Annotated in this window: 20 protein-coding genes; 10 read left to right on the plus strand and 10 right to left on the minus strand. The window is 71.1% G+C overall.

The features are described 5' to 3' along the window. Nucleotides 1-182, plus strand: a 182-nt coding sequence (locus ACWD68_RS39520; RefSeq protein ID WP_451811293.1) for an alpha amylase C-terminal domain-containing protein, incomplete at its 5' end; no start/stop codon positions are given. Between the two features lie 93 nt (nucleotides 183-275). Here the strand turns inward: ACWD68_RS39520 and ACWD68_RS39525 are convergent. The 4 genes from ACWD68_RS39525 to ACWD68_RS39540 all read right to left on the minus strand — a co-directional run bounded on the left by ACWD68_RS39525 (nucleotide 276) and on the right by ACWD68_RS39540 (nucleotide 4,045). After that, complete coding sequence (locus ACWD68_RS39525) at nucleotides 276-2,531, minus strand: HelD family protein (protein WP_451811309.1); 2,256 nt, start codon at nucleotides 2,529-2,531, stop codon at nucleotides 276-278. Between the two features lie 178 nt (nucleotides 2,532-2,709). Further along, the gene (locus ACWD68_RS39530; RefSeq protein ID WP_451811294.1) at nucleotides 2,710-3,066 is read right to left on the minus strand and encodes a thioredoxin family protein; all 357 of its coding nucleotides are present in this window, start codon (nucleotides 3,064-3,066) and stop codon (nucleotides 2,710-2,712) included. Further along, nucleotides 3,039-3,467 carry a MerR family transcriptional regulator gene (locus ACWD68_RS39535; RefSeq protein WP_451811295.1) on the minus strand — a complete coding sequence of 143 codons (429 nt, stop codon included), beginning with the start codon at nucleotides 3,465-3,467 and terminating at the stop codon, nucleotides 3,039-3,041. The genes ACWD68_RS39530 and ACWD68_RS39535 overlap by 28 nt, the downstream gene beginning before the upstream one ends. Before the next feature lie 56 nt (nucleotides 3,468-3,523). Further along, nucleotides 3,524-4,045, minus strand: a complete 522-nt coding sequence (locus tag ACWD68_RS39540; protein WP_451811296.1) for an Lrp/AsnC family transcriptional regulator — start codon at nucleotides 4,043-4,045, stop codon at nucleotides 3,524-3,526. A gap of 110 nt (nucleotides 4,046-4,155) precedes the next feature. Here ACWD68_RS39540 and ACWD68_RS39545 point away from each other — a divergent pair, with 110 nt between their 5' ends. Together ACWD68_RS39545 and ACWD68_RS39550 are read left to right on the plus strand one after the other, a co-directional pair. After that, nucleotides 4,156-5,058 carry an NAD-dependent epimerase/dehydratase family protein gene (locus ACWD68_RS39545; protein WP_451811297.1) on the plus strand — a complete coding sequence of 301 codons (903 nt, stop codon included), beginning with the start codon at nucleotides 4,156-4,158 and terminating at the stop codon, nucleotides 5,056-5,058. Between the two features lies 1 nt (nucleotide 5,059). Continuing rightward, on the plus strand, nucleotides 5,060-5,986 hold the full coding sequence (locus tag ACWD68_RS39550; protein WP_451811298.1) for an aldo/keto reductase: 927 nt from the start codon (nucleotides 5,060-5,062) through the stop codon (nucleotides 5,984-5,986). 21 nt (nucleotides 5,987-6,007) lie between these two features. Here the strand turns inward: ACWD68_RS39550 and ACWD68_RS39555 are convergent, their stop codons facing one another. Together ACWD68_RS39555 and ACWD68_RS39560 are read right to left on the minus strand one after the other, a co-directional pair. Then, nucleotides 6,008-6,772: a DUF2127 domain-containing protein gene (locus ACWD68_RS39555; protein WP_451811299.1), complete on the minus strand. Its 765-nt coding sequence runs from the start codon at nucleotides 6,770-6,772 to the stop codon at nucleotides 6,008-6,010. A gap of 156 nt (nucleotides 6,773-6,928) precedes the next feature. Next, the gene (locus ACWD68_RS39560) at nucleotides 6,929-8,707 is read right to left on the minus strand and encodes an MFS transporter (RefSeq protein WP_451811310.1); all 1,779 of its coding nucleotides are present in this window, start codon (nucleotides 8,705-8,707) and stop codon (nucleotides 6,929-6,931) included. 185 nt (nucleotides 8,708-8,892) lie between these two features. On the opposite strand from ACWD68_RS39560, the gene ACWD68_RS39565 reads away from it, so the two are divergent. Next, on the plus strand, nucleotides 8,893-9,501 hold the full coding sequence (locus ACWD68_RS39565; protein WP_451811300.1) for a TetR/AcrR family transcriptional regulator: 609 nt from the start codon (nucleotides 8,893-8,895) through the stop codon (nucleotides 9,499-9,501). A gap of 264 nt (nucleotides 9,502-9,765) precedes the next feature. Here ACWD68_RS39565 and ACWD68_RS39570 read toward each other — a convergent pair whose 3' ends face one another. Then, the gene (locus ACWD68_RS39570; RefSeq protein ID WP_451811311.1) at nucleotides 9,766-11,193 is read right to left on the minus strand and encodes a cation:dicarboxylate symporter family transporter; all 1,428 of its coding nucleotides are present in this window, start codon (nucleotides 11,191-11,193) and stop codon (nucleotides 9,766-9,768) included. A 186-nt stretch (nucleotides 11,194-11,379) separates the two neighbouring features. Between ACWD68_RS39570 and ACWD68_RS39575 the strand changes: the two genes are divergently transcribed. Further along, a complete protein-coding gene (locus ACWD68_RS39575; RefSeq protein WP_451811301.1) occupies nucleotides 11,380-13,035 on the plus strand; it encodes an ATP-binding protein in 1,656 nt (551 codons plus the stop codon). Then, complete coding sequence (locus tag ACWD68_RS39580) at nucleotides 13,032-13,709, plus strand: response regulator (RefSeq protein ID WP_451811302.1); 678 nt, start codon at nucleotides 13,032-13,034, stop codon at nucleotides 13,707-13,709. The genes ACWD68_RS39575 and ACWD68_RS39580 overlap by 4 nt, the downstream gene beginning before the upstream one ends. 12 nt (nucleotides 13,710-13,721) lie before the next feature. Here ACWD68_RS39580 and ACWD68_RS39585 read toward each other — a convergent pair whose 3' ends face one another. The 3 genes from ACWD68_RS39585 to ACWD68_RS39595 are packed head-to-tail and all read right to left on the minus strand — an operon-like array spanning nucleotide 13,722 to nucleotide 16,410. Next, a complete protein-coding gene (locus tag ACWD68_RS39585; protein ID WP_451811303.1) occupies nucleotides 13,722-14,762 on the minus strand; it encodes an NAD(P)-dependent alcohol dehydrogenase in 1,041 nt (346 codons plus the stop codon). Nucleotides 14,763-14,794: 32 nt separating this feature from the next. Next, nucleotides 14,795-15,583 (minus strand): SDR family NAD(P)-dependent oxidoreductase, encoded by a 789-nt coding sequence (locus ACWD68_RS39590; protein ID WP_451811304.1) that lies wholly within the window; start codon nucleotides 15,581-15,583, stop codon nucleotides 14,795-14,797. 8 nt (nucleotides 15,584-15,591) lie between these two features. Beyond that, nucleotides 15,592-16,410: a TetR/AcrR family transcriptional regulator gene (locus ACWD68_RS39595; RefSeq protein WP_451811305.1), complete on the minus strand. Its 819-nt coding sequence runs from the start codon at nucleotides 16,408-16,410 to the stop codon at nucleotides 15,592-15,594. A gap of 333 nt (nucleotides 16,411-16,743) precedes the next feature. Here ACWD68_RS39595 and ACWD68_RS39600 point away from each other — a divergent pair, with 333 nt between their 5' ends. From ACWD68_RS39600 to ACWD68_RS39615, 4 genes are all read left to right on the plus strand, one after another. Further along, nucleotides 16,744-18,114 (plus strand): extracellular solute-binding protein, encoded by a 1,371-nt coding sequence (locus tag ACWD68_RS39600; RefSeq protein ID WP_451811312.1) that lies wholly within the window; start codon nucleotides 16,744-16,746, stop codon nucleotides 18,112-18,114. Further along, on the plus strand, nucleotides 18,111-19,046 hold the full coding sequence (locus ACWD68_RS39605; RefSeq protein ID WP_451811306.1) for a carbohydrate ABC transporter permease: 936 nt from the start codon (nucleotides 18,111-18,113) through the stop codon (nucleotides 19,044-19,046). Before ACWD68_RS39600 ends, ACWD68_RS39605 begins: the two co-directional genes overlap by 4 nt. 1 nt (nucleotide 19,047) lies before the next feature. Beyond that, nucleotides 19,048-19,902: a carbohydrate ABC transporter permease gene (locus ACWD68_RS39610; RefSeq protein ID WP_451811307.1), complete on the plus strand. Its 855-nt coding sequence runs from the start codon at nucleotides 19,048-19,050 to the stop codon at nucleotides 19,900-19,902. Between the two features lie 111 nt (nucleotides 19,903-20,013). Beyond that, entirely contained in the window at nucleotides 20,014-20,727 is a 714-nt protein-coding gene (locus tag ACWD68_RS39615) for a helix-turn-helix domain-containing protein (protein WP_451811308.1), read from the plus strand. Nucleotides 20,728-20,769: the final 42 nt, after the last annotated feature.

The following is a 20,769-nucleotide window of genomic DNA, read 5'->3' on the forward strand; positions in this document are numbered from 1 at the left end:
GCGTCCCCGAGGACATCCCCGCCTGGCACGAGATCCTCAACACCGACACCCTCCGCTACGGCGGCAGCGACATCACCAACCCCGACCCCGTCAAGCCGGAACCCCAGGGCTGGCACGGCCGTCCGGCCAGCATCCAGCTGACGCTGCCGCCGCTCGCGACGGTGTGGCTGCGCCCCGCCTAGGCCCCTGTCCAGTGGTGTCCCCGGCCGTCCGGTGACGCGGTCACCGGACGGCCGGGGATCGGGGGCCAGGGCACTGGCGAGCGGGGCCCTCCTTCACTCCAGCCCTGCGCCGCGCAGCGAAGCGGGCAGGTCCCCGGTGTGCACGAGTCCCAGGGTCTGGGTGGCGCGGGTCAGCGCCACGTACAGGTCACTCGTCCCGTACGACGCGGGCTCGACCACCAGCACGGAGTCGAACTCCAGGCCCTTGGCCTGCCGGGGGTCGAGGAGCACCACCGTGCGTGTGAGATCCGGCTCCTGGCCCGCCGTCACCCCGTCCAGCCGGGAGGCGAGCGCTCGGTGCAGGGCACGCGGCGCGATCACCGCGAGCCGCCCCTCGGCCGGTGTCAGCTCGGCGACGGCCTTGGCGACCGCGCCGGGCAGGTCGTCCCCGGCGTCCCGTGCCCAGGGGCGCACCCCGGTGGAGCGGACGGAGCGCGGCGGTTCGAAGCCGGGGCGCTCGGCCCGCACCACACCGGCGGCGACGTCCATGATCTCGGACGGGGTGCGGTAGTTGACGCCGAGCCGGGTGTGCTCCCAGCGGTCCTCGACGTAAGGGGAGAGGATCTCCTCCCAGGAGCCGACCCCCGCCGCCTCGGCGGTCTGCGCGGGGTCACCGACGAGCGTCATGGAACGCGTGGGGCTGCGCCGCATCAGCAGCCGCCATGCCATCGGTGACAGTTCCTGCGCCTCGTCGACGATGATGTGGCCGAAGGCCCAGGTCCGGTCGGCGGCGGCGCGCTCCGCGGCGCTGCGGTGGTCGTCCTCCTCGTGCCGTTCGGCCATCCGCTCGGCGTCGATGATGTTGTGCGCCGACAGGATCTCGGAGTCGTCCTCGTGCTTGTCCTCGAACTCGTACGTCCGCGAGGCGTAGGAGACGTCCAGCACGCCCTGCGCGTACGCGATCCGGGTACGGCGTTCCTGGTCGGCGAGCTCCCGGGTGACCCGGTCGTCATCGCCCAGCAGTTCGGCGGCCTCGTCGAGGAGGGGCACGTCCGCGCCGGTCCAGTCGCCGGCTCGGGTCAGCGGGCGGCGGATGACCGCCGCGTCCTCGTCCGGGACGTAGCCCCGCGGGTCGGCCAGGAAGTCGGCGACCAGTCGCTGCGGGGTCAGCCTCGGCCACAACTGGTCAACGGCGGACCAGACTTCGGGGTTCTCGGCGAGTTCGTCGCGGATCTGGGTGATGTCGCTCGCGTCGAGGAGGTTGGAGCCGTCGAAGGGGTCCGTGCCGATGCGTTCGGCGAGCATGTCGGTGAGGGTGTTGAGGATGTGGCCCTCGAAGTGCTCGCGGGCCACGTTGTGGGGGAGGTCGACCGCGCGGGTGCGTTCCCGGGCGACCTGGACGAGGCCCGCGTCGAGCATCAGGATGTCCCGGTCGTGCTCGATCGCGATCACCGGGTCGGGAAGGGCCTGGCGGTCCCGGACGACCTCGGCGAGGACCCCGGCCATCTCGGCCCGGCCCTTCACGGCGGCCGCCGCGGGCGTGTCCACGGCCGTCGCGTGGACGCCGGGGAAGAGCTCGCCGACGGTCGAGAGCAGCACACCGGTCTCACCGAGCGAGGGCAGCACCTCGCCGATGTAGCCGAGGAAGGCCGGGTTCGGGCCGACGATCAGGACGGCCCGCTTGGCGAGCAGTTCCCGGTGTTCGTACAGCAGATACGCGGCGCGGTGCAGGGCGACGGCGGTCTTGCCGGTGCCGGGGCCGCCTTCGACGACCATGATGCCCCGGTGCGGCGCGCGGATGATCCGGTCCTGTTCGGCCTGGATGGTCTGCACGATGTCGCTCATCCGGCCGGTGCGGGCCGAGTTGAGCGCGGCGAGCAGCACGGCGTCGCCGGTCGGGTCCTCGTGGCCGGTGCGTTCGCGGTCGCCGAGGTCGAGGATCTCGTCGTGCAGATCGGTGACGTGCCTGCCCTCGGTGGTGATGTGCCGGCGGCGGCGCAGGCCCATCGGGGTGTGGCCGGTGGCCAGGTAGAAGGGGCGGGCGACCGGGGCCCGCCAGTCGATGAGGACCGGGGTGTGCTCGGTGTCATCGGCGCGGATGCCGATCCGGCCGATGTGGTGGGTCACGCCGGCGGACGGCGCCCCCTGGTCCGGGGACAGATCGATCCGGCCGAAGCAGAGCGAACCGTCCACGGCATTCAGCGCGGCCAGCAGCCCCGAGCGCTCGGCGACCAGGACATCCCGTTCGAGCCGGGCCTGCATGGGCGTGTTGCCCTGGGCGAGCGCGTCCTCGACGGAGGCCTCGGTGACACCGCGCAGGGCGTCCACGCGCGCGTACAACCCGTCGATGAATTCCTGCTCGCTCCGCAGTTCATCGTCGGGGAATTCTGTGTGCGATCCCTTGTTTGACAATTCCGCTCCCGGCCAGATATACTGTGCTCACTGAACTTCTTCACGACCTCTTTTTTGAAGTCGCGAATCATCGAATATACGCAAAGAAATCCCCCGGGCGCAATTGCCCAGGGGATTTTTTGTATGCCGGGTGGGGTCAGAGCACGTCGGACAGCTCCTGGAGCAGCCGCCGCTTGGGCCGCGCGCCCACCATCGACTTCACGGGCTCACCGTCACGGAAAACCATGAACGTCGGCATCGAGAGCACGCCGTACGCCAGCGTCGTCTCCGGGTTGGTGTCCACGTCCAGCTGGACCACCTTGAACCGGTCCCCCTCCTCGAAGGCCAGCTCACTGAGCACCGGTCCCATCTGCCGGCACGGCGGGCACCAGTCCGCCGTGAACTCCACCAGCACGGGCAGATCCGCCCCGATCACCTCCGCTCCGAAGTCCGCGTCCGTCACCTCGGCCACTCCCGCCGCCCTGATCACCGCGTCCGCCCTCCCAGTTCGCATACGGGTTCCGGACCGCCCGGAACCTCCGCGTCGGCCGCCAGCTCGTCGCGTGCCCGTTCGGCCCGCGCCAGCTGCTCACCGACCTGCGCGCGCACCGACCGCAGCTCGTCGATCAGCGCGTCGAGCTCGCCGAGCTTGCGGCGGTAGACGTCGAGGGACGCCGGGCACGAGTCGCCCTCGGGATGTCCGGCCCGCAGACATTCCACGAAGGGCCGCGTCTCCTCCAGGTCGAACCCGAAGTCCTGCAACGTCCTGATCTGCCGCAGCAGCCGCACGTCGTCCTCGTCGTACGTCCGGTACCCGTTCTCGCCCCGCCGCGCGGGCAGCAGCCCCCGCGACTCGTAGTAGCGCAGAGTCCGCGTGGTCGTCCCGGCTCGTTCCGCCAGCTCGCCGATTCGCATGCCCCGACGGTAATCCTTGACGCCGACGTCAAGGCAAGCGTCCGCGGACGGCCCGATCAGCGGGCGGTGCGCGGCAGCAGCGGCTTCCGGTCCACCGGTGACGACAGCACGATCGAAGTCGTCGTCCGCCCCAGCGCGGAGGTCTGCTCCAGGACGTCCTCCAGATGGATCGTGTCCTCGACGGCGACCTTGAGGATCCAGCAGTCCTCGCCGACGACGTGGTGGACCTCGGTGATCTCGGGACGGGCCAGCAGTTCCAGGGTCCGCGGGTGCTTGAGCGTGTAGCCGCCGTGCGGATTGACGCGGATGAAGGCCTGGATGCCGTAGCCGAGACGGGGTGCCGACACCCGGGCGCCGTATCCGGTGATCGCGCCCGTCGTCTCCAGCCGGCGCACCCGCTCCGCGACCGCCGCGGGGCTCAGCCGGACCCGGCGGCCCAGCTCGCTGAGCTTGATCCGGCCGTCGCTCTGGAGCAGCTCCAGGATCTGCCGGTCCAGCGCGTCGAAGGCCGCCGACGTTTCGCCGGAGACGGCGCGTGGCTGCCGTGGTTCTTTCGGTGCGACGGCCGGATCTCCCATGTCTCCCCCTTCAGACCTGCCCCCTGCGACGGGAGAATTATGACCACAGGCCGAGGCACCGGGAACGCCCGGTGATCGGTGACGGGTGCGTGGGAATAGGGGAGGGCGATGTGCGAGAGATCTGTGTGATCGGCGGAAACCGGTATTTCGGAAAACGTCTCATTGACCGGTTGACGGCCGCGGGAGACCGGGTCACCGTCATCAATCGCGGCTCGTCGGCGCCGCCCGCCGGGACAATTCATCTGATCGCCGACCGCAATGACGAGAACTCCCTGGAAAAGGCGCTGGGTTCACGGACTTTCGACGTCGTCGTCGACCAGGTCTGCTACACACCGCGGCAGGCGCGGATCGCGCGCCGGGTCTTCGCGGGGCGCACGCGCCGGTATGTGATGACGTCCACCGTCGAGGTGTACGAGTACGAGGACGCGGCGGACCCGGTCGGCGAAGGGGCCGTGGATCCCCGTACGGTCGCCGTCGATCCCGGCCTCCCCTGGGACGACGCGGAGTTCCTCGACGCGCACTACGGGGAGGGCAAGCGGCAGGCCGAGGCGGTGTTCGCGGCCGACCCCTCCTTCCCGTACGTGGCCGTGCGCGTCGCCCATGTGCTGGGCGGGGACGACGACTTCACCGGCCGTCTGCAGCACTACGCCGACCGTATCCGCGCCGGCGAGCCGATCGCCGTGCCCCCGGTGAACCACCCGGCGACGTACATCCACGTCGAGGAGATCGCCGACTTCCTGTTCTGGACGGCGGGCGAGGACTTCACCGGCCCGGTCAACGCGGCCTCCCACGGGACCCTGACCACGGAGGAGCTGTGCGAGGCGATCACCGCGCACCTCCCGGACGGCAAGACGCTCCTGCGGGCCGTCGAGGTGGGCGAGGTCTCCCCCTTCTCCTTCAGCCGTTCCTACGGCATGGACAACTCCCGGGCCACCCGGCTCGGTTTCCCCTTCGGCAGCGCGCGGGCATGGCTGCCGCGCGCCGTGGCCGAGACTCTCGGAAAGGACGACTGAGATGCGCCGGCGGACACTTGGCGAGCTGAGCGTGAGTGCCGTGGGGCTCGGCGTGATGCCGCTGTCCATCGAGGGCCGTCCGGACGAGACGCGGGCGCTGGCAACGGTGCACGCCGCCCTCGACGCGGGCGTCACGCTCCTCGACACGGCGGACTCCTACCACCTGCCCGGCGACGGGCCCGGCCACAACGAACGGCTCGTGGCCCGCGCCCTGGCGACGTACGGCGGCGACACCGCGGACGTCCTGGTGAGCACCAAGGGCGGGCGCGGCAGGCCGGCCGACGGCAGCTGGACGGTGAACGGCTCCCCGGGCCATCTCAAGGCGGCGGCCGAGGCCTCCCTGAAGCGGCTGGGCCTGGAGGCGATCGGCCTCTACCAGCTGCACAAGCCCGACCCCGCCGTCCCCTTCGAGGACTCGGTCGGCGCCCTGCGCGACCTTCTCGACGCGGGCACGATCCGGCTGGCCGGCATCTCCAACACCACCACCGACCAGATCCGCCGGGCCCACGCGATCCTCGGCGACCGTCTGGTCTCCGTCCAGAACCAGTACTCGCCCGCGGTACGGGACAGCGACGCCGAACTGCTCCTCTGCGCCGAGCTGTGTCTCGCGTTCCTGCCGTGGAGCCCGCTGGGCGGCATCTCCCGCAGTTCCCTGGACGGCCCGTCCGGCACCGGCTCCCCGGACGGTTCCCCGGAGGGACTCGAGGCGTTCCACGCGGTGGCCCGGGAACACGGTGTGAGCCCCCAACAGGTCTGTCTCGCCTGGCTGTCGGCCCAGTCCCCCACCGTGATCCCGATCCCGGGCGCCTCCCGCCCGGAGACCGCCCGGGACTCGGCGGGGGCCGCGGACCTGCTGCTGAGCGCGGCGGACCTGGCCCGCCTGGACGCGGCGACGGACCATCGGCGCCCGCCCCTCACCGGACCCTGAGCCGGGCGTCGGCCCGGGGGGTCACACCAGGACCCCGGCCGACTCCTCCACCTCCAGGAGCGACGCGCTCTGCCGCTCAGCCTCGAACGCCTTGTGGCCGCCACGCAGGCCGAACAGCCGTTTGGTGAGGGCGATGTAGAGGACGGCGAGAATGTTCAGGACCAGCGTCGCGATCTTCAACCAGCTGATGTGCTCGGTGAGTTCGTAGATCTCGAGCGGGAGGAACGCCGCGGTGGCGACGACCGTGAGGTACTCCGCCCAGCGCTTGGCGTACCAGAGCCCGACCGCCTCGACGATCTCGATCAGCGCGTACACCAGCAGCAGGACCGCGACCAGCAGCAGCGTGGAGTGCTTGTAGCCGAAGGTCTTCTGGATGGTGCCGACCACGGGCGAGTGGTCGAGGTCGTAGTGGAAGTGCCGGAAGACCGGCCTGAGGACGTCGAGGTATTCGTCGAAGAGGCGGCGCACCGCGTCCTGGCTGTTGCTGAACTTCCACACGGCGGCCGCGACCAGCACGATGAACACCCCGCGCACGGCCCGCTCGATCGCCAGGAAGCGCAGGATGAACAGATCGCGGAGCACCTTGCCGCGGGGCACGAGCGGTGCCTCGTCGGCGGGGCCCGTGCCGTGCGGATCACCCAGCGCGAAGTCGCCGCAGCGCAGACAGCGCCAGGCCTCGCCGAGGCCCGTCTCGGCGCGCAGCCGTTCCCGCAGCACCCGTTCGTCGGGCGCGTACGTCACGTGGCCGCGCCGTGCGCACGTACGCCGGTCCCAGTCGATCTTCATGCTCGGTGTCCTCCGCAGAACGTGTCGTGCCGTGCCGGTAGGTCCGGCACGGCACGGTAGTGCACATGTTCTACGAGACGGTGGCCCGCGGGTCACGGTTCCGGGCGGCCGGGACGCGGTCCGGTCGAGGGGCCCGGCCGCCGGGTGGGTCAGGGGTCAGCGGGGCGTCTCTCCCGCGGACACGGTCTCCTCCGACGGCGCCTCGGCGCCGGCCGGGCTGTCCGCACCGGCCGCGGCACTCGCCCCCGCACCGTCCGCGGCCTCCGCGGCGTCCGCGGCGTCCGCGGCGCCACCTTCGGCAGCGACCTCGGCCCCCGTGCGCCCCTTGCGCGGCAGCAGCACGGCCACCAGCACCGTGCCCACGCCCAGGATCACCGCTCCGACGAGGCTGGTGTGCGCCACCGCGTCCGCGAAGGACGAGCCGACCGCGTCCGTCATCTGCCGTGCTCCGTCGGCGAGTTGACCGGCCTGCGCCTTCAACTGGGCCGCCTGCTCGGCGTTCGCCGTCTGTGCCGCCTGTTCGCCGAGCTGACGGGCCTTGCCGCCGATGCCCTGGGCGACGGCGTATCCGGCGCCCACCGAGTCCTGGGCCGTGGCCAGAGCGCCCGCGGGGAGCTTGCTGCCCGCGGTCGCGTCCGCCAGGTGCGAGGAGTACGAACCGGCCAGCACCGAGCCGAGAATGGCGATGCCGAGCGAGCCGCCGAGCTCCAGCGAGGTGTCGTTGACCGCTCCGCCGACGCCCAGTTCGGCCTCGGGGAACGCGCCCATGATGGCGTCCGTGCAGGGCGAGAGCGCGAGCCCGATGGCGAGGCCGAGGATGACGAGGGGCAGGACGAAGTCGCCGTACGCCGAGGAGGCGTCCACCCGGGTGAGCAGTGCCAGGGCCGTCGTGCCGCCGACCATGCCCGCGGTGACCGTGAACTTCATGCCGATGCGCGGAGTGAGGTACCCGGTGAGCGCCGAGCCCACGAACACGGCGCCGGCCAGCGGCAGCATCCGTACGCCGGTGTCCAGGGCGTCGTAGCCGAGGACGAACTGGAGGTGCTGGGTCAGGTAGTAGAAGGCACCGAAGACGGCCAGGAAGAAGAGGGCGACGGCGAGGTTCGAACCGGCGAAGCGACGGTGGGCGAAACGTCGCACATCGACGACCGGGCGCGGGTGGCGCAGCTCCCACAGGACGAAGAGGACCAGTCCGGCCCCGGCGACCACCGCGGCGGTCACGGCCTTCGCACCCCACCCGAAGTGCGGCCCTTCGATGATCATGTAGACCAGCGAGCCGATCCAGACGACGGAGAGCAGCCCGCCGACGTGGTCGATGCGGTTGTGGTGCGCGGCCCTGGACGGCGGCACGAGGACGAGCGCGCCGACGATGGCGAGAGCGGCGATCGGCACGTTGATCAGGAACGTGGACGACCAGCCGTGGTGCTCCAGGAGGGCGCCCGCGACCAGCGGTCCGGCGGCGATCGCGAGTCCGGCGGTGGCGGTCCACAGGACGATCGCCTTGGCCCGTTCGGCGCGCGGGAACGTCGCGGCGAGCAGGGAGAGCGTGGCCGGCATGATCAGCGCGGCGCCGACGCCCATGACGGCGCGGGCCGCGATGACCCCGGTGGAGCTGTCGACCAGCGATCCGGCGACCGCGCCGCCGCCGAAGACGACGAGTCCCAGGACGAGCGCGCCACGGCGGCTGTACTTGTCGCCGATGGCGCCGAGCAGCAGCATCAGCGCGGCGTACGGGACGGTGTATCCGTCGATGACCCATTGCAGGTCGGCGCTGGACAGGCCGAGGTCCTGGGTCATGTCGGGAGCCGCGACCGTGAGGGCGGTGTTCGCCATCACGATGATCAGCAGGCTCAGGCAGAGCACCAGCAGCGCCCACCAGCGACGGGCGTAGGGCCGGTCCATCCTCTCGACCGGTTCGTTCATGACGAGACGCATGGCCACGGCCGCCTTCCTCGATCGACGGGTACGGAGATCCGTCCGCACCAGAACTTGCACAGCGGAGTGCAATTGCACAACCCTGTGCAATGTACGAGATTGCACAGCGCTGCGCAAATGAAGGAGGTGGAGACCCCATGACCGCAGGACGGGTGGCCGCCCGAGGGGCGGGCAGAATGGCAGCCATGACCACGGGTAGCCCGAGCCGCGCCGATGTGAACCGCCGCCGCATCCTCGACGTCGCGCTCGCCGAACTGCTGCGCGATCCCGACGCGTCCATGGATCAGATCGCACGGGCGGCGGGTGTCGTACGGCGCACGGTGTACGGGCACTTCCCCAGCCGCGAGGCACTGGTCGGCACCCTGACCGACGAGGCCGTGGCAGCCGTCGCGGCGGCGCACGCGGCGGGCCGCGAGGGTGTCGCGGACCCGGCCGAGTCCCTGGCCCGCTCGACCCTCGCCGTCTGGGAGATCGCCGACCGCTACCGGCTGCTGGTCGCCCTCGCCCAGCGCAGCGTCACCATGCAGGGCATCCGCGAGCGCCTCACACCGGTCCGGGAGGCCTGCGCGGAGATCCTTCGGAGCGGCCTCGAACAGGGCGTCTTCGCGTCCCCGCTGCCCCCGCCGGCACTGGCGTACGTGCATGAGCAGACCCTGTTCGCCCTGATGGAAGCGGTGAACGACGGGCTCCTGGCAGCGGAGGAGGCGGGCCGCTCCGCCGCGGTCACCATGCTGACCGCGGCGGGCGTACCCGCCTCGCACGCCACCGCGCTGGTGGCGAAGCTGAGCGACTGAGGCCTCGGAGGGTTCAGGTCCTCCGAGGACCCAGTGGCGTTCAGCGGTGCACCGGACGGCCGGGCCTGTGGGGGGGAGCCCGACCGCCCGGCGTCTCAGGGGGCGGTGCGTCACGCGGCCGCGGAGAGAGGACGTCACTCGGCCGCGGGGAGCGGGTGTCGTCCGGCCGCATCGTCCGGCCGCAGGAGGCGGGCGGCGTACGCATCCGGCAACCGCCGCAATCTCCGCTCCGCCCGCACCGCCGACCTCGCGCGGCCGGTGTTCCTATACCTTCGCCGGCTCCTTCTCGCCGCCCTGCTCCGGCACGTCCGCCGGGACGTCGGCGCCGTCGGCGTCGGCATCGGCGTCGTCCAGCAGGGTCTTCTCGTCGAAGGGCAGCTGTCCGGCGAGGACCTTGGCCACCCGCTCCCGGTCGATCTCCTTCGTCCAGGTGCCGATCAGGACCGTGGCCACGGCGTTGCCCGCGAAGTTCGTCAGTGCGCGCGCCTCGCTCATGAAGCGGTCGATGCCGACGATGAGGCCGACGCCGTCCACCAGCGCGGGCTTGTGCGACTGAAGACCGCCGGCCAGGGTGGCGAGGCCCGCCCCGCTGACGCCCGCCGCTCCCTTGGACGCGACGAGGAGGAAGAGCAGGAGCGGGATCTGCTCCCCGATCGACATCGGCGTGCCCATCGCGTCGGCGATGTAGAGCGAGGCCATGGTCATGTAGATCATCGTGCCGTCGAGGTTGAAGGAATAGCCGGTCGGAACGGTGATGCCGACCACCGGCTTGCCGACGCCCAGGTGCTCCATCTTCGCGATGAGCCGCGGCAGCGCGGACTCGGAGGAGGAGGTGGACAGGATCAGCAGGAACTCCCGGCCCAGGTACTTGAAGAGCGTGAGGATGTTCAGGCCCGTCACCACGCGCAGCAGGGCGCCGAGCACGATGAAGACGAAGAGGAAGCAGGTGACGTAGAAGCCGAGCATCAGCACGGCGAGGCTCTTGAGCGCGTCCAGGCCGGCGGAACCGGTGACGGCGGCGATGGCGCCGAAGGCACCGAGCGGGGCCGCCCACATGACCATGGCGAGGACACGGAAGACGAGCCGCTGGATGTGCTCCACACCGCGCAGGACCGGCTGCCCGGCCGTCCCCATGGCCTGGAGCGCGAACCCGGTGAGGAGCGCGACGAGCAGGGTCTGCAGGACCTGGCCCTCGGTGAACGCCGAGACCATCGTGGTCGGGATGATCGAGAGCACGAAGTCGACCGGCGGCAGCGCCTCCGCCGACACCTGCCCCTGACCGGCCTCCTTGACCGCGTCGGTCATCGCCAGGCTGCTGCCCGGCTCCAGGATGTTGCCGACGACCAGGCCGATCGCCAGCGCGACCAGCGACATCACCAGGAAGTATCCGAGCGCGATACCGCCGACGGCGCCGACCTTGGCGGCCTTGCGGACCGAGCCGATGCCCAGCACGATCGTGCAGAAGATGATCGGGGAGATCATCATCTTGATCAGGTTCACGAAGCCCGTACCGATGGGCTTCAGCTCGACCGCGAAGTCGGGGGCGATCAGACCCACGGCGATACCGAGGATCACGGCGCCGATCACGGCGATGTACAGATAGTGCGTACGGTCCCGCTTGGCGGCGGGTGCGGCAGGTACCGTTTGCGGCGTGCTGGCCACGGCTGCCCTCCTTGACGACGTCGTCGGCATCATCCGGCGTGCGGCTCACGTCCGGCGGAACCCCGGAGTGCGGCTCACGTCCGGGGGATCCGGGAGGCGTGGACTCCCGGGGGATGAGGGGACTATCTCCCGGCGTGTGAGGGCGGTCACCCTTCCGTTCATTGAGTTCACGCTCCCCCGGAGGAGGTTCCGCCCGGGGGAGGCACACTGAACGGCATGCGCCTCCCCCGTGTCCCGCGACCCCGCAGCCTGGCCGGCCAGCTCTTCGGCATGCAGGCCGTACTGATCGCGGTCCTCGTCGCCGGGTACGCGCTGTTCAGCTACGTCAGCGACCGCAGCCAGGCCGAGGAGGCGGCCGGCCGTCAGGCGATGGCGGTCGCCCGCTCGGTCGCGGACGCCCCGTCCGTCCACGAGGCCATCGGCACCGCGAACCCCACCGAGGAGCTCCAGCCGTACGCCCGCCAGGTGCAGCGGGACACCGGGGTCGACTTCGTGACGATCATGAATCCGCGGGGCATCCGCTGGACGCATCCCGACGAGACGCTGATAGGCAAGCACTTCCTCGGACACATCCGTCCCGCGCTGGCGGGCAGGTCCTTCACCGAGACGTACACGGGCAGCCTCGGCGCCTCCGTGCGCGCCGTCACCCCGATCCGCGCCGACGGCCGGACCATCGGCCTGGTCAGCGCGGGTATCAGAGTCGAGGCGATCACCAAACGCGTCCAGGACCAGGTCACCGCCCTTATCGGGGTCGCCGCGGGCGCGCTGCTGCTGGGCGGTATCGGCACGTACGTCATCAACGCCCGGCTGCGCCGCTCCACCCATGGCATGAACGCGGCCGAGCTGAGCCGTATGCACGACTACCACCAGGCCGCGCTGCACGCCGTGCGCGAGGGTCTGCTGATGCTGGACGGGCAGTTCCGGGTGGCGCTGATGAACGACGGCGGGCGGGAACTGCTCGGCGTCACGGACGACGTGGTCGGCCGTTCGGTGGCCGAACTCGGGCTGCCCGCGCCCCTGACGGGCGCGCTGCTGTCGGCGGAGCCCCGTGTCGACGAGGTCCACCTGACGGACGCGCGGGTGCTGGTCGTGAACACCTCGCCGGTGTCCGGAGGCGAACGCCGGGGCACGGTGGTCACCCTGCGCGATGTGACCGAACTCCAGGCCCTGACGGGCGAGCTGGACTCGGAGCGCGGCTTCACCCAGGCGCTGCGCTCGCAGGCGCACGAGGCGGCGAACCGCCTGCACACGATGGTCTCCCTCATCGAACTGGGCCGCGCCGAGGAGGCCGTCGACTTCGCCACGGCGGAGCTGGAACTGGCGCAGACCCTCACCGACGAGGTGATCTCCGCGGTCAGCGAACCGGTCCTCGCCGCGCTGCTGCTGGGCAAGGCGGCGCAGGCGAACGAGCGCGGTGTGGAACTCGTGGTCTCCGAGGACAGCGGCATCGACGACGGGCTGCTGCCGGCCTCGCTGTCCGCGCGCGACCTGGTCACCGTCCTCGGCAATCTGATCGACAACGCGATGGACGCGGCGCAGGGCACGGCGGGGGCACGGGTCACGGTGACGGCGTTCACGGACGACTCGGTCCTGGTCCTGCGGGTCGCCGACACCGGGGCCGGGGTGGACCCCGCCCACGCCGAACAGGTCTTCCAGCGCGGCTGGTCCACGAAACCGGCGGGCCCCGGCGGCCGCGGCCTCGGTCTGGCCCTCGCCCGCCAGACCGTGAACCGTCACGCGGGCACGCTGGAGGTCCGCGAAGGAGCCGACGGCGGGGCGGAGTTCGAGGTGCGCCTGCCGTTGCCCGCGGCCGTCCCGTCCAGCCGGTCCGCCCGGCCGTCCGAGCCCGCTGTGCCTGGAGGCGCCGTATGAGCGATCCGATCCGCGTCCTCGTCGTCGAGGACGACCCCGTCGCCGCCGACGCGCACGTCATGTACGTCGGCCGGGTGCCCGGCTTCACGGCGGTCGGCAAGGCCCGCACGGGTGCGGAGGCGCGCCGCGCGCTGGACCGTACACCGGTGGACCTGCTGCTGCTCGACTTGCATCTGCCGGACGTGCACGGACTCCAGCTCGCCCGCTCCCTGCGCGCCGCCGGCTATCACGCGGACGTCATAGCGGTGACATCCGCGCGGGACCTGGCGGTCGTACGGGAAGGGGTGTCGCTCGGGGTCGTCCAGTACGTGCTGAAGCCGTTCACCTTCGCCACCCTGCGCGACCGGCTGATCCGGTACGCCGAGTTCCGCGCGGCAGCCGGCGAGGCGAGCGGCCAGGACGAGGTGGACCGCGCGCTGGCCGCCCTGCGGGCTCCGGGCCCGGCCGCGCTGCCCAAGGGCCTGAGCTCGCCGACCCTGGAACGCGTGACCGTCACCCTGCGGGACTGCGCCGACGGCCTGACGGCGGCCAAGGTCGCCGAGGCCGTCGGCATCTCCCGGATCACCGCCCGCCGCTATCTGGAGCACTTGGTGGAGGCGGGCCGGGCGGCGCGCGCTCCGCAGTACGGGACGGTCGGGCGCCCGGAGTTGCAGTACCGCTGGGTGAAGGGCTGACCCGCGAGGGGCTCAGCCGTTCGGCAGGATGACGGCGCGGCCCTCCACCTTCCCGGCGTGCAGGCGCTCGTACGCGAGGGGCGCCTCGTCGAGCGAGTACGTCTCGGTGTGGACGCGGACGGATCCGGCGCGGGCGAGGTCGAGGACCTCGATCAGCTCGCCGCGGGAGCCCCAGTAGGGCGCGGTCACGGACACCTCGAAGGGCAGCGTGCCGAAGCCGACCGGCAGGGCGGCGCCGCCGATACCGACGATGCTGATGTCGGCCTCCACCGCGGCGACGGCCCCGGCGGTCCGCACGGTCGGCTCGGCGCCGACGAAGTCGAACACGGCCTGGGCACCGAGACCACCTGTGAGTTCACGGACCTTGGCGGCGGCCCCGGCGTCGGAGAGCACGGCCTCGTGGGCGCCCACGGTGCGGGCGAGGGCGAGCTTGTCCTCACTGACGTCGAGGGCGATCACCCGGGCGGAGGTCATGGCGCGCAGCAGCTGGATGGCGACGTGCCCGAGTCCGCCGGTGCCGATGACCACGGCGGTCGAACCGGGCAGCAGCTTGGGCAGGGAGCGCTTGATCGCGTGGTACGGGGTCAGACCGGCGTCCGTCAGCGGGACCGCGGCGACCGGGTCGAGACCGTCGATCGGTACGAGGTGACGGGCGTCGTCGACGAGCAGGTACTCGGCCATCGCGCCGGGCGCGCCGAGTCCCGGCGGCCGGATGCCGAGCTCGTCGGCGCGCAGGCAGTAATTCTCCTTGCCCTCCGCGCACTTGGCGCAGATCCCGCAGCCCCACGGGCCGTACACGGCGACCGCGTCGCCCTCGCCGATCCCGCTCACACCGTCGCCGAGCGCGGCGACCGTGCCGGTGCCCTCGTGCCCGAGGGTGAGGGGCAGCGCGTAGGGGAAGCTCTCGGCGGGCCGGCTCATCACCGCGATGTCCGAGTGGCAGACGCCGGCGGCGGTGACCTTCAACAGGACCTGTCCGGGCCCGGGTTCGGGATCGGGGACGGTGACCACCTCGGGGGCGGCGCCGATGGTGCGGTACTGGAGTGCCTTCATGTCTTCTCTGCTCCTCTCGAACAGTCGGCGGTTCAGACGGCGGTGTAGGCGCCGTCGACCAGGTGGTAGCTGCCGTGGATGAACGAGGCGCGCTCGGAGAGCAGGAACACGATCAGCTCGGCGACCTCCTCGGGACGGCCGAGCCGCCCCGCCGGGTGCAGTCCGACCAGTCCGTCGTACTGGGCCCGGTCCATGCCCCGCAGCAGCGGTGTCTCGATGAAGCCGGGCCCGACCGCGTTGATCCGGATGCCGACGGCCGCGTACTCGGCGGCGGCCGTCCTGGTCAGCCCGATCACGCCGTGCTTGGCGGCGACGTACGCCGACGATCCGGCGGAGCCGACCGAGCCGAGGATGGAGGAGACGTTCACGATGGCGCCGCCCTCGGACGCCTCGATGGCGGGGAGCTCGAAGCGCATCGAGTGGAAGACGCCGTCGAGGTTGGTGCGCACGACCCGGTTGTAGGCGTCGATGTCGTACTCGCCCGTGGGGACGACCGGGCCGCCCACACCCGCGTTGTTCACCGCGAGGTGGAGCCCGCCGAAGGTGTCGACGGCGAAGGCCACCGCCGCCTCGACCGACTCGGGCCGCGTCACGTCCACCGCGACGGCGGCCGCCAGGATTCCCTCGGCCCGCAGCTCGGCGGCGGCCTTCTCGGCGCCCTCGTCGTTGTAGTCGGCCATCACGACCTGGGCGCCGCCGAGGCCGAGACGGCGGGCGGTGGCGAGACCGATGCCGGAGGCGGCGCCGGTGACGAGGGCGGTGCGGCCGGAGAACTCGGCGGAGGCGTCGGTGAGGCCGGCGGGGGTGGGGGTGGTGCTCATGGTGCTGATCACTTTCCTGATACGGGGTGAGTGGCGTGGGAGACGGCCTGCGCGGCCTCTCCCGTCAGCGCGTCGTACGCCTGCTCCACCAGGGAGGCGAGGTCTGCGGCGGCCGAGTCCGTGGGGGCCGTGCCGCCGCGCGCCCAGGCGCGCAGCGCGGCGGTGAGGACGCCGGCGGCTGCGCCGACGACGACGGCGGGACGCAGGTCCCGTACGTCGTCGGTGCCGAGCCGCTCGGCGATGATGCGGATCGACGCCTCCTGGGCGTCGACCCGGATGCGCTCGTAGGCGGCGAAGAGGGCGGGTTCGGTGTCCACGAGGGCGAGCAGTCTGCGCATGTCCGGGCGCAGGTGCCAGGCCGGGTTCTCCTGGTCCGCGAGCCAGTCGGCGACGGCGCGGCGGTAGGCGACGAGCGGAGGTTCGCCTGCGGGCCGGGCCATCAGGCAGGCGTTGATGCGGTCGCCGTCGCCCCGGACGAAGTCGAGGGCCGCGTCCTCCTTGCCCACGAAGTGGCGGCTGAACGTGCGGCGGGTGACATCGGCGCGGTCCGCGACGGCGGAGACGGTCACGCTCTCCAAGCCCTGTTCCAGGATCAGATCGAGGGCGGCGGCGGCGAGCGCGTTCCGCGTCCGACGCGCCTTGCGCTGCCGCCGGTCCTCTAGGGCGCCCGGGGCAGGGTCGTCCGCGGTCCCGGCGGACCCGGTGACCCTGGTCGTCCCGGTGGCCACGGCCTTTGTGCCCGCGGACTCCGTGGTCGCGGACTCCCTGGTCGCGGTTTCAGCGGTGGTGCCCTGGGGCGTCGGCTCCGTTGCCTTGATGTCTCCCATGTCCTCGACCGTACACCCGCACATGTCCCAGTGAGACATGAGGCCCGATGAGACATGAGTCCCATCGGGACATCAGCACCGCGGAGCGGCCCTCGGCGGCCCGGCGGACGGACGACGGCCGCGAAGGGCGAGGAGAGCGAGGAGGGCGACCACGCGGCGACGCCGAGGAGCCCCGCCCGCGCCGACTTGGCCGTTCCTCGACGCACGACGGGCCGAGGGAGCCGCCCAAGTCAAAGCCTCTGCACGCTCATTGACCTGACATCCGCACAGCTCTTACGTTCGGCGGGCAGACAACTCGGCTCGAACGACAACGATGTCGGTCCGTAGGAGGTCCTGCCCGTGCGCCCCACCGCCGCCCCACTTCTCCTCGCGACACTGCTCGCCGCGACCACGCTCACCGCTTGCGGCTCCGGATCCGGGAGCGATCCGGACACCGTGAAGGTGTCGTTCAAGCAGTCCACGGACAACTCGATCCGGGTGATGGACACCTACCTGGGCGAGATGAAGAAGCAGTTCGAGAAGGCGAACCCGGGGAAGAAGGTCGAACTCGTCCCGATCAAGGCTCCGGACTCCGAGTACTACACGAAGCTCCAGCAGATGCTGAGGTCCCCCAAGACCGCGCCCGACCTGGTCTACGAGGACACGTTCCTCATCAACTCGGACATCACGAGCGGGTACTTGAAGCCGCTCGACCCGTATCTGGACACCTGGTCCGACTGGAGCCAGTTCATCGACACCGCGAAGGCGGCGGCCAAGGCGCAGGACGGGAAGACGTACGGCGTCCCGGACGGGACGGACACCCGCGGACTCTGGTTCGACAAGGGCGTGTTCGCGAAGGCGGAACTGCCGGCCGACTGGCAGCCGAAGACCTGGGACGACGTCCTCACGGCCGCCCGCACGATCAAGAGGAAGGTCCCCGGGGTCACCCCGCTGAACGTCTACACGGGCAAGCCCGCGGGCGAGGCCGCCACCATGCAGGGCTTCGAGATGCTGCTGTACGGGACCGGCGACGGCACGACGGACCCGCTGTACGACTCCACGTCCAAGAAGTGGATCGCCGGCAGCCAGGCCTTCAAGGACGCCCTCGGCTTCGTGGAGACGGTCTACAAGGAGAAGCTCGGCCCCGACGTCACCGACGCGCTCGACCCGAACTTCGGGACCAGTGTCCGCGGTGAGCTGCTGCCCGGGGGCAAGCTCGGCATCGACCTCGACGGCAGCTGGCTCCCGCAGGACTGGCTGAAGGGCTCGGGGCACGAGTGGCCCGAGTGGTCCCAGAAACTCGGCCTCGCCCACATGCCCACCCAGCACGGCCAGGCCCCCGGCAAGGTCAGCATGTCCGGCGGCTGGACCTGGTCGATCCCGTCCAAGGCGTCCAACCCCGACCTGGCCTTCACGTTCGTCAAGACGATGCAGACGAAGGCGAACGCGCAGAAGTGGTACATCGCCAACTCCGGTATCGCGGTCCGCAAGGACGTCGCCGCCGACCCCGCCTATGTGAAGGCGCAGCCCGGCATCGAGTTCTTCACGGACCTGGTCGCCAGCACGCACTACCGGCCCGCCTACCCGGCGTACCCGAGGGTCTCGACCGCCATTCAGGAGGCCATGGAGAGCGTGACGACGGGCGACAGCTCCGTCGACAAGGCGGCCACCGACTACGACGAGGAACTGAGGACGGCCACCGACAACAAGGTGATCCGCAAGTGAGTGTCACCACGAAGACGGCGTCCCCGCCGGTCCGGGCGCCGAGGGCAAGGGCCGCCTCCCGACGCCGGGGAGGCCTCCTGCGCTCCCTCACGCGGACCCTCCCGCTGGCCCCCGCCGTCGTCCTCCTGCTCCTCTTCCTCGCGGGTCCGATCGTCTACTGCGCCTACATCGCCTTCACGGACCTGCAGTTGACGGGCCAGGCGCACGCGTCGTTCGTCGGCTTCGACAACTTCCGCAGGGCGTTCAGGGACGACGCGTTCATCAACGCCGTATGGCTGACGCTGGTGTTCACGGTGCTGTCGTCGCTGGTCGGCCAGAACACCCTGGGTCTCGCCCTGGCCACGCTGATGCAACGGGCGTCGAAGCCGGTGCGCACGCTGGTCGGCGCCGTCGTCATCACGGCGTGGGTGCTGCCGGAGGTGGTGGCGGGCTTCCTGCTCTACGCCTTCTTCCGCCGCGAAGGGACTCTGAACGCGATCCTGGAATGGCTCCGTCTCCCCTCCCAGAACTGGATGTTCACGCTGCCGATCCTGGCGGTGTCGTTCGCGAACGTGTGGCGGGGCACGGCCTTCTCGATGCTGGTCTACTCGGCGGCGCTGGGCGAGATCCCGAAGGAGATCACCGAGGCGGCGGAGGTCGACGGGGCGGGCGGCTGGCGGCGGATGTGGCACATCACGCTGCCGATGATCCGCCGCTCGATCGGCACCAACCTGATGCTCAACACGCTTCAGACACTGTCGGTGTTCGGGCTGATCTGGGTCATGACGCGGGGCGGTCCGGGAGGCCGCAGCCAGACCCTGCCCCTGTTCATGTACGAACAGGCCTTCCAGAACAGCATGATCGGGTACGGGACGGCGGTGGCGCTGCTGCTCCTGGTGGTCGGCTCGCTGTTCTCGCTCGTGTACATGCGGCTGCTGCGGACGGAGGTGTGAGATGGCCCTACCGGCACGCGGCGCGACGCTCCGGTCCCGCCGCTCGGGGCGGCGCCTGGCCGCGGACGCGGGCCTCCTGGCCGTGGCGGCGGCGTTCGTGCTCCCGCTGGCCTGGGTGGTCCTGTCCTCCCTGGACGCGCACGCGGACCTGAGGGTGAAGGTGCCGGACGGTGTGACGCTGTCGAACTTCGACGCCGTACTGAAACCGGACATCACCTTCACGCCCCTGCTGAACAGCCTGATCCTGTGCGGCGGCGGCACCGCCCTGACGGTGGCGTGCGCGGCCCTCGCGGCCTATCCCCTCTCCCGCTTCCGGTCCCGCCTGAACCGCCCCTTCCTGCTGACGATCCTCTTCGCGACGAGCCTGCCGATCACGGCGATCATGGTGCCCGTGTACGCCCTGTTCGTGCGGGTGAATCTGATCGACACCGTGCAGGGCACGATCTTCTTCTTCGCCGCCTCCCAACTGCCCTTCGCCATCTGGCTGATGAAGAACTTCATGGACGGCGTGCCGAAGGAGCTGGAGGAGGCCGCCTGGACGGACGGGGCGTCGCCGCTGCAGTCCCTGGTACGGATCGTGCTGCCGCTGATGGGCCCGGGCGTGGCGGTCGTGACGGTCTTCTCGTTCGTGATGATGTGGGGGAACTTCTTCGTCCCGTTCATGCTGCTGCTCACTCCGGACCAGATGCCGGCGTCGGTGAGCATCAACGAGTTCTTCGGGAACCGGGGGTCGGTGGTCTACGGGCAGCTGGCGGCGTTCTCGGTGATCTACTCGACGCCCGTGATCCTGCTGTACGTGCTGGTGGCCCGGCGGCTGGGCGGGGGGTTCGCCCTCGGCGGGGCCGTCAAGGGGTGAGCACCGCTTCCGGCGGGGCGAATTCAGGGCCGAGGCCGAAACCGTATGTTCCTACAATCCGTGATTGTGGCCGAACAGACCGTAGTCACCGCTGCCCCGGACCCATACTTTGTGCGCGTGCACCAGCCGCAAGCCCAACAGCCCACCCCACCGTTCAACGCCCCCGCCGCCCGGAGACTGCGGGCCGCGCTCGGAATGGGGCCCGAGCATGTCGCGTACGGACTGAGAGCCTCGTACGGGCTGCCGTACGTCACCCCCGATCTCGTCACCGCCTGGGAGCGCGGCATCACCGCGCCGAGCAGCCCCGAACTCACCGCCCTCGCAGGCGTGTTGTGGTGTTCACCGGGTGAACTCATAGGCGCCCCGCGCACCTTGCGGGAACACCGTGTCGCCCGCGATCTCGCCCAGGAGGACGTGGCACGCGCAGTCGGTCTCGAACTCCTCGCCTACCAGCGGATGGAGGAGGCCGGCACCTGGCGCGGCAACGAGCGGCAGTCCACCGCGCTCGCCGACGTACTCGAACTCTCGCTGCCCGACTTCATCACCGTGACGGGCCGCGACGGCCGGCTCGGCGACCTGCTGCGCAGTGCCGTGACGACGCGCTGGCAGGCCTATCTGCGCCCGGTCGCGAAGGTGGTGCCCCTGGACCGGCACCTCCTGGAGACCGCGCTGGAGGAGATGCACACCGACTACCAGGGGCAGATGGTCGCGACGCTGAACTGGGGCGACGGTTCGGCCGCGACCGGTTCCGGCGAGTCCGGCCGGGAGTACCTCGACCGGGTCGTCGACCACTTCTGGTCGACGGTCCACAGAAGTACGTACTGAGAAGGGCGCTCGTGGTCGTGGTCCGACGCCCGGCCGGGCGTC

This window comes from Streptomyces sp. NPDC005141 (assembly GCF_053599975.1).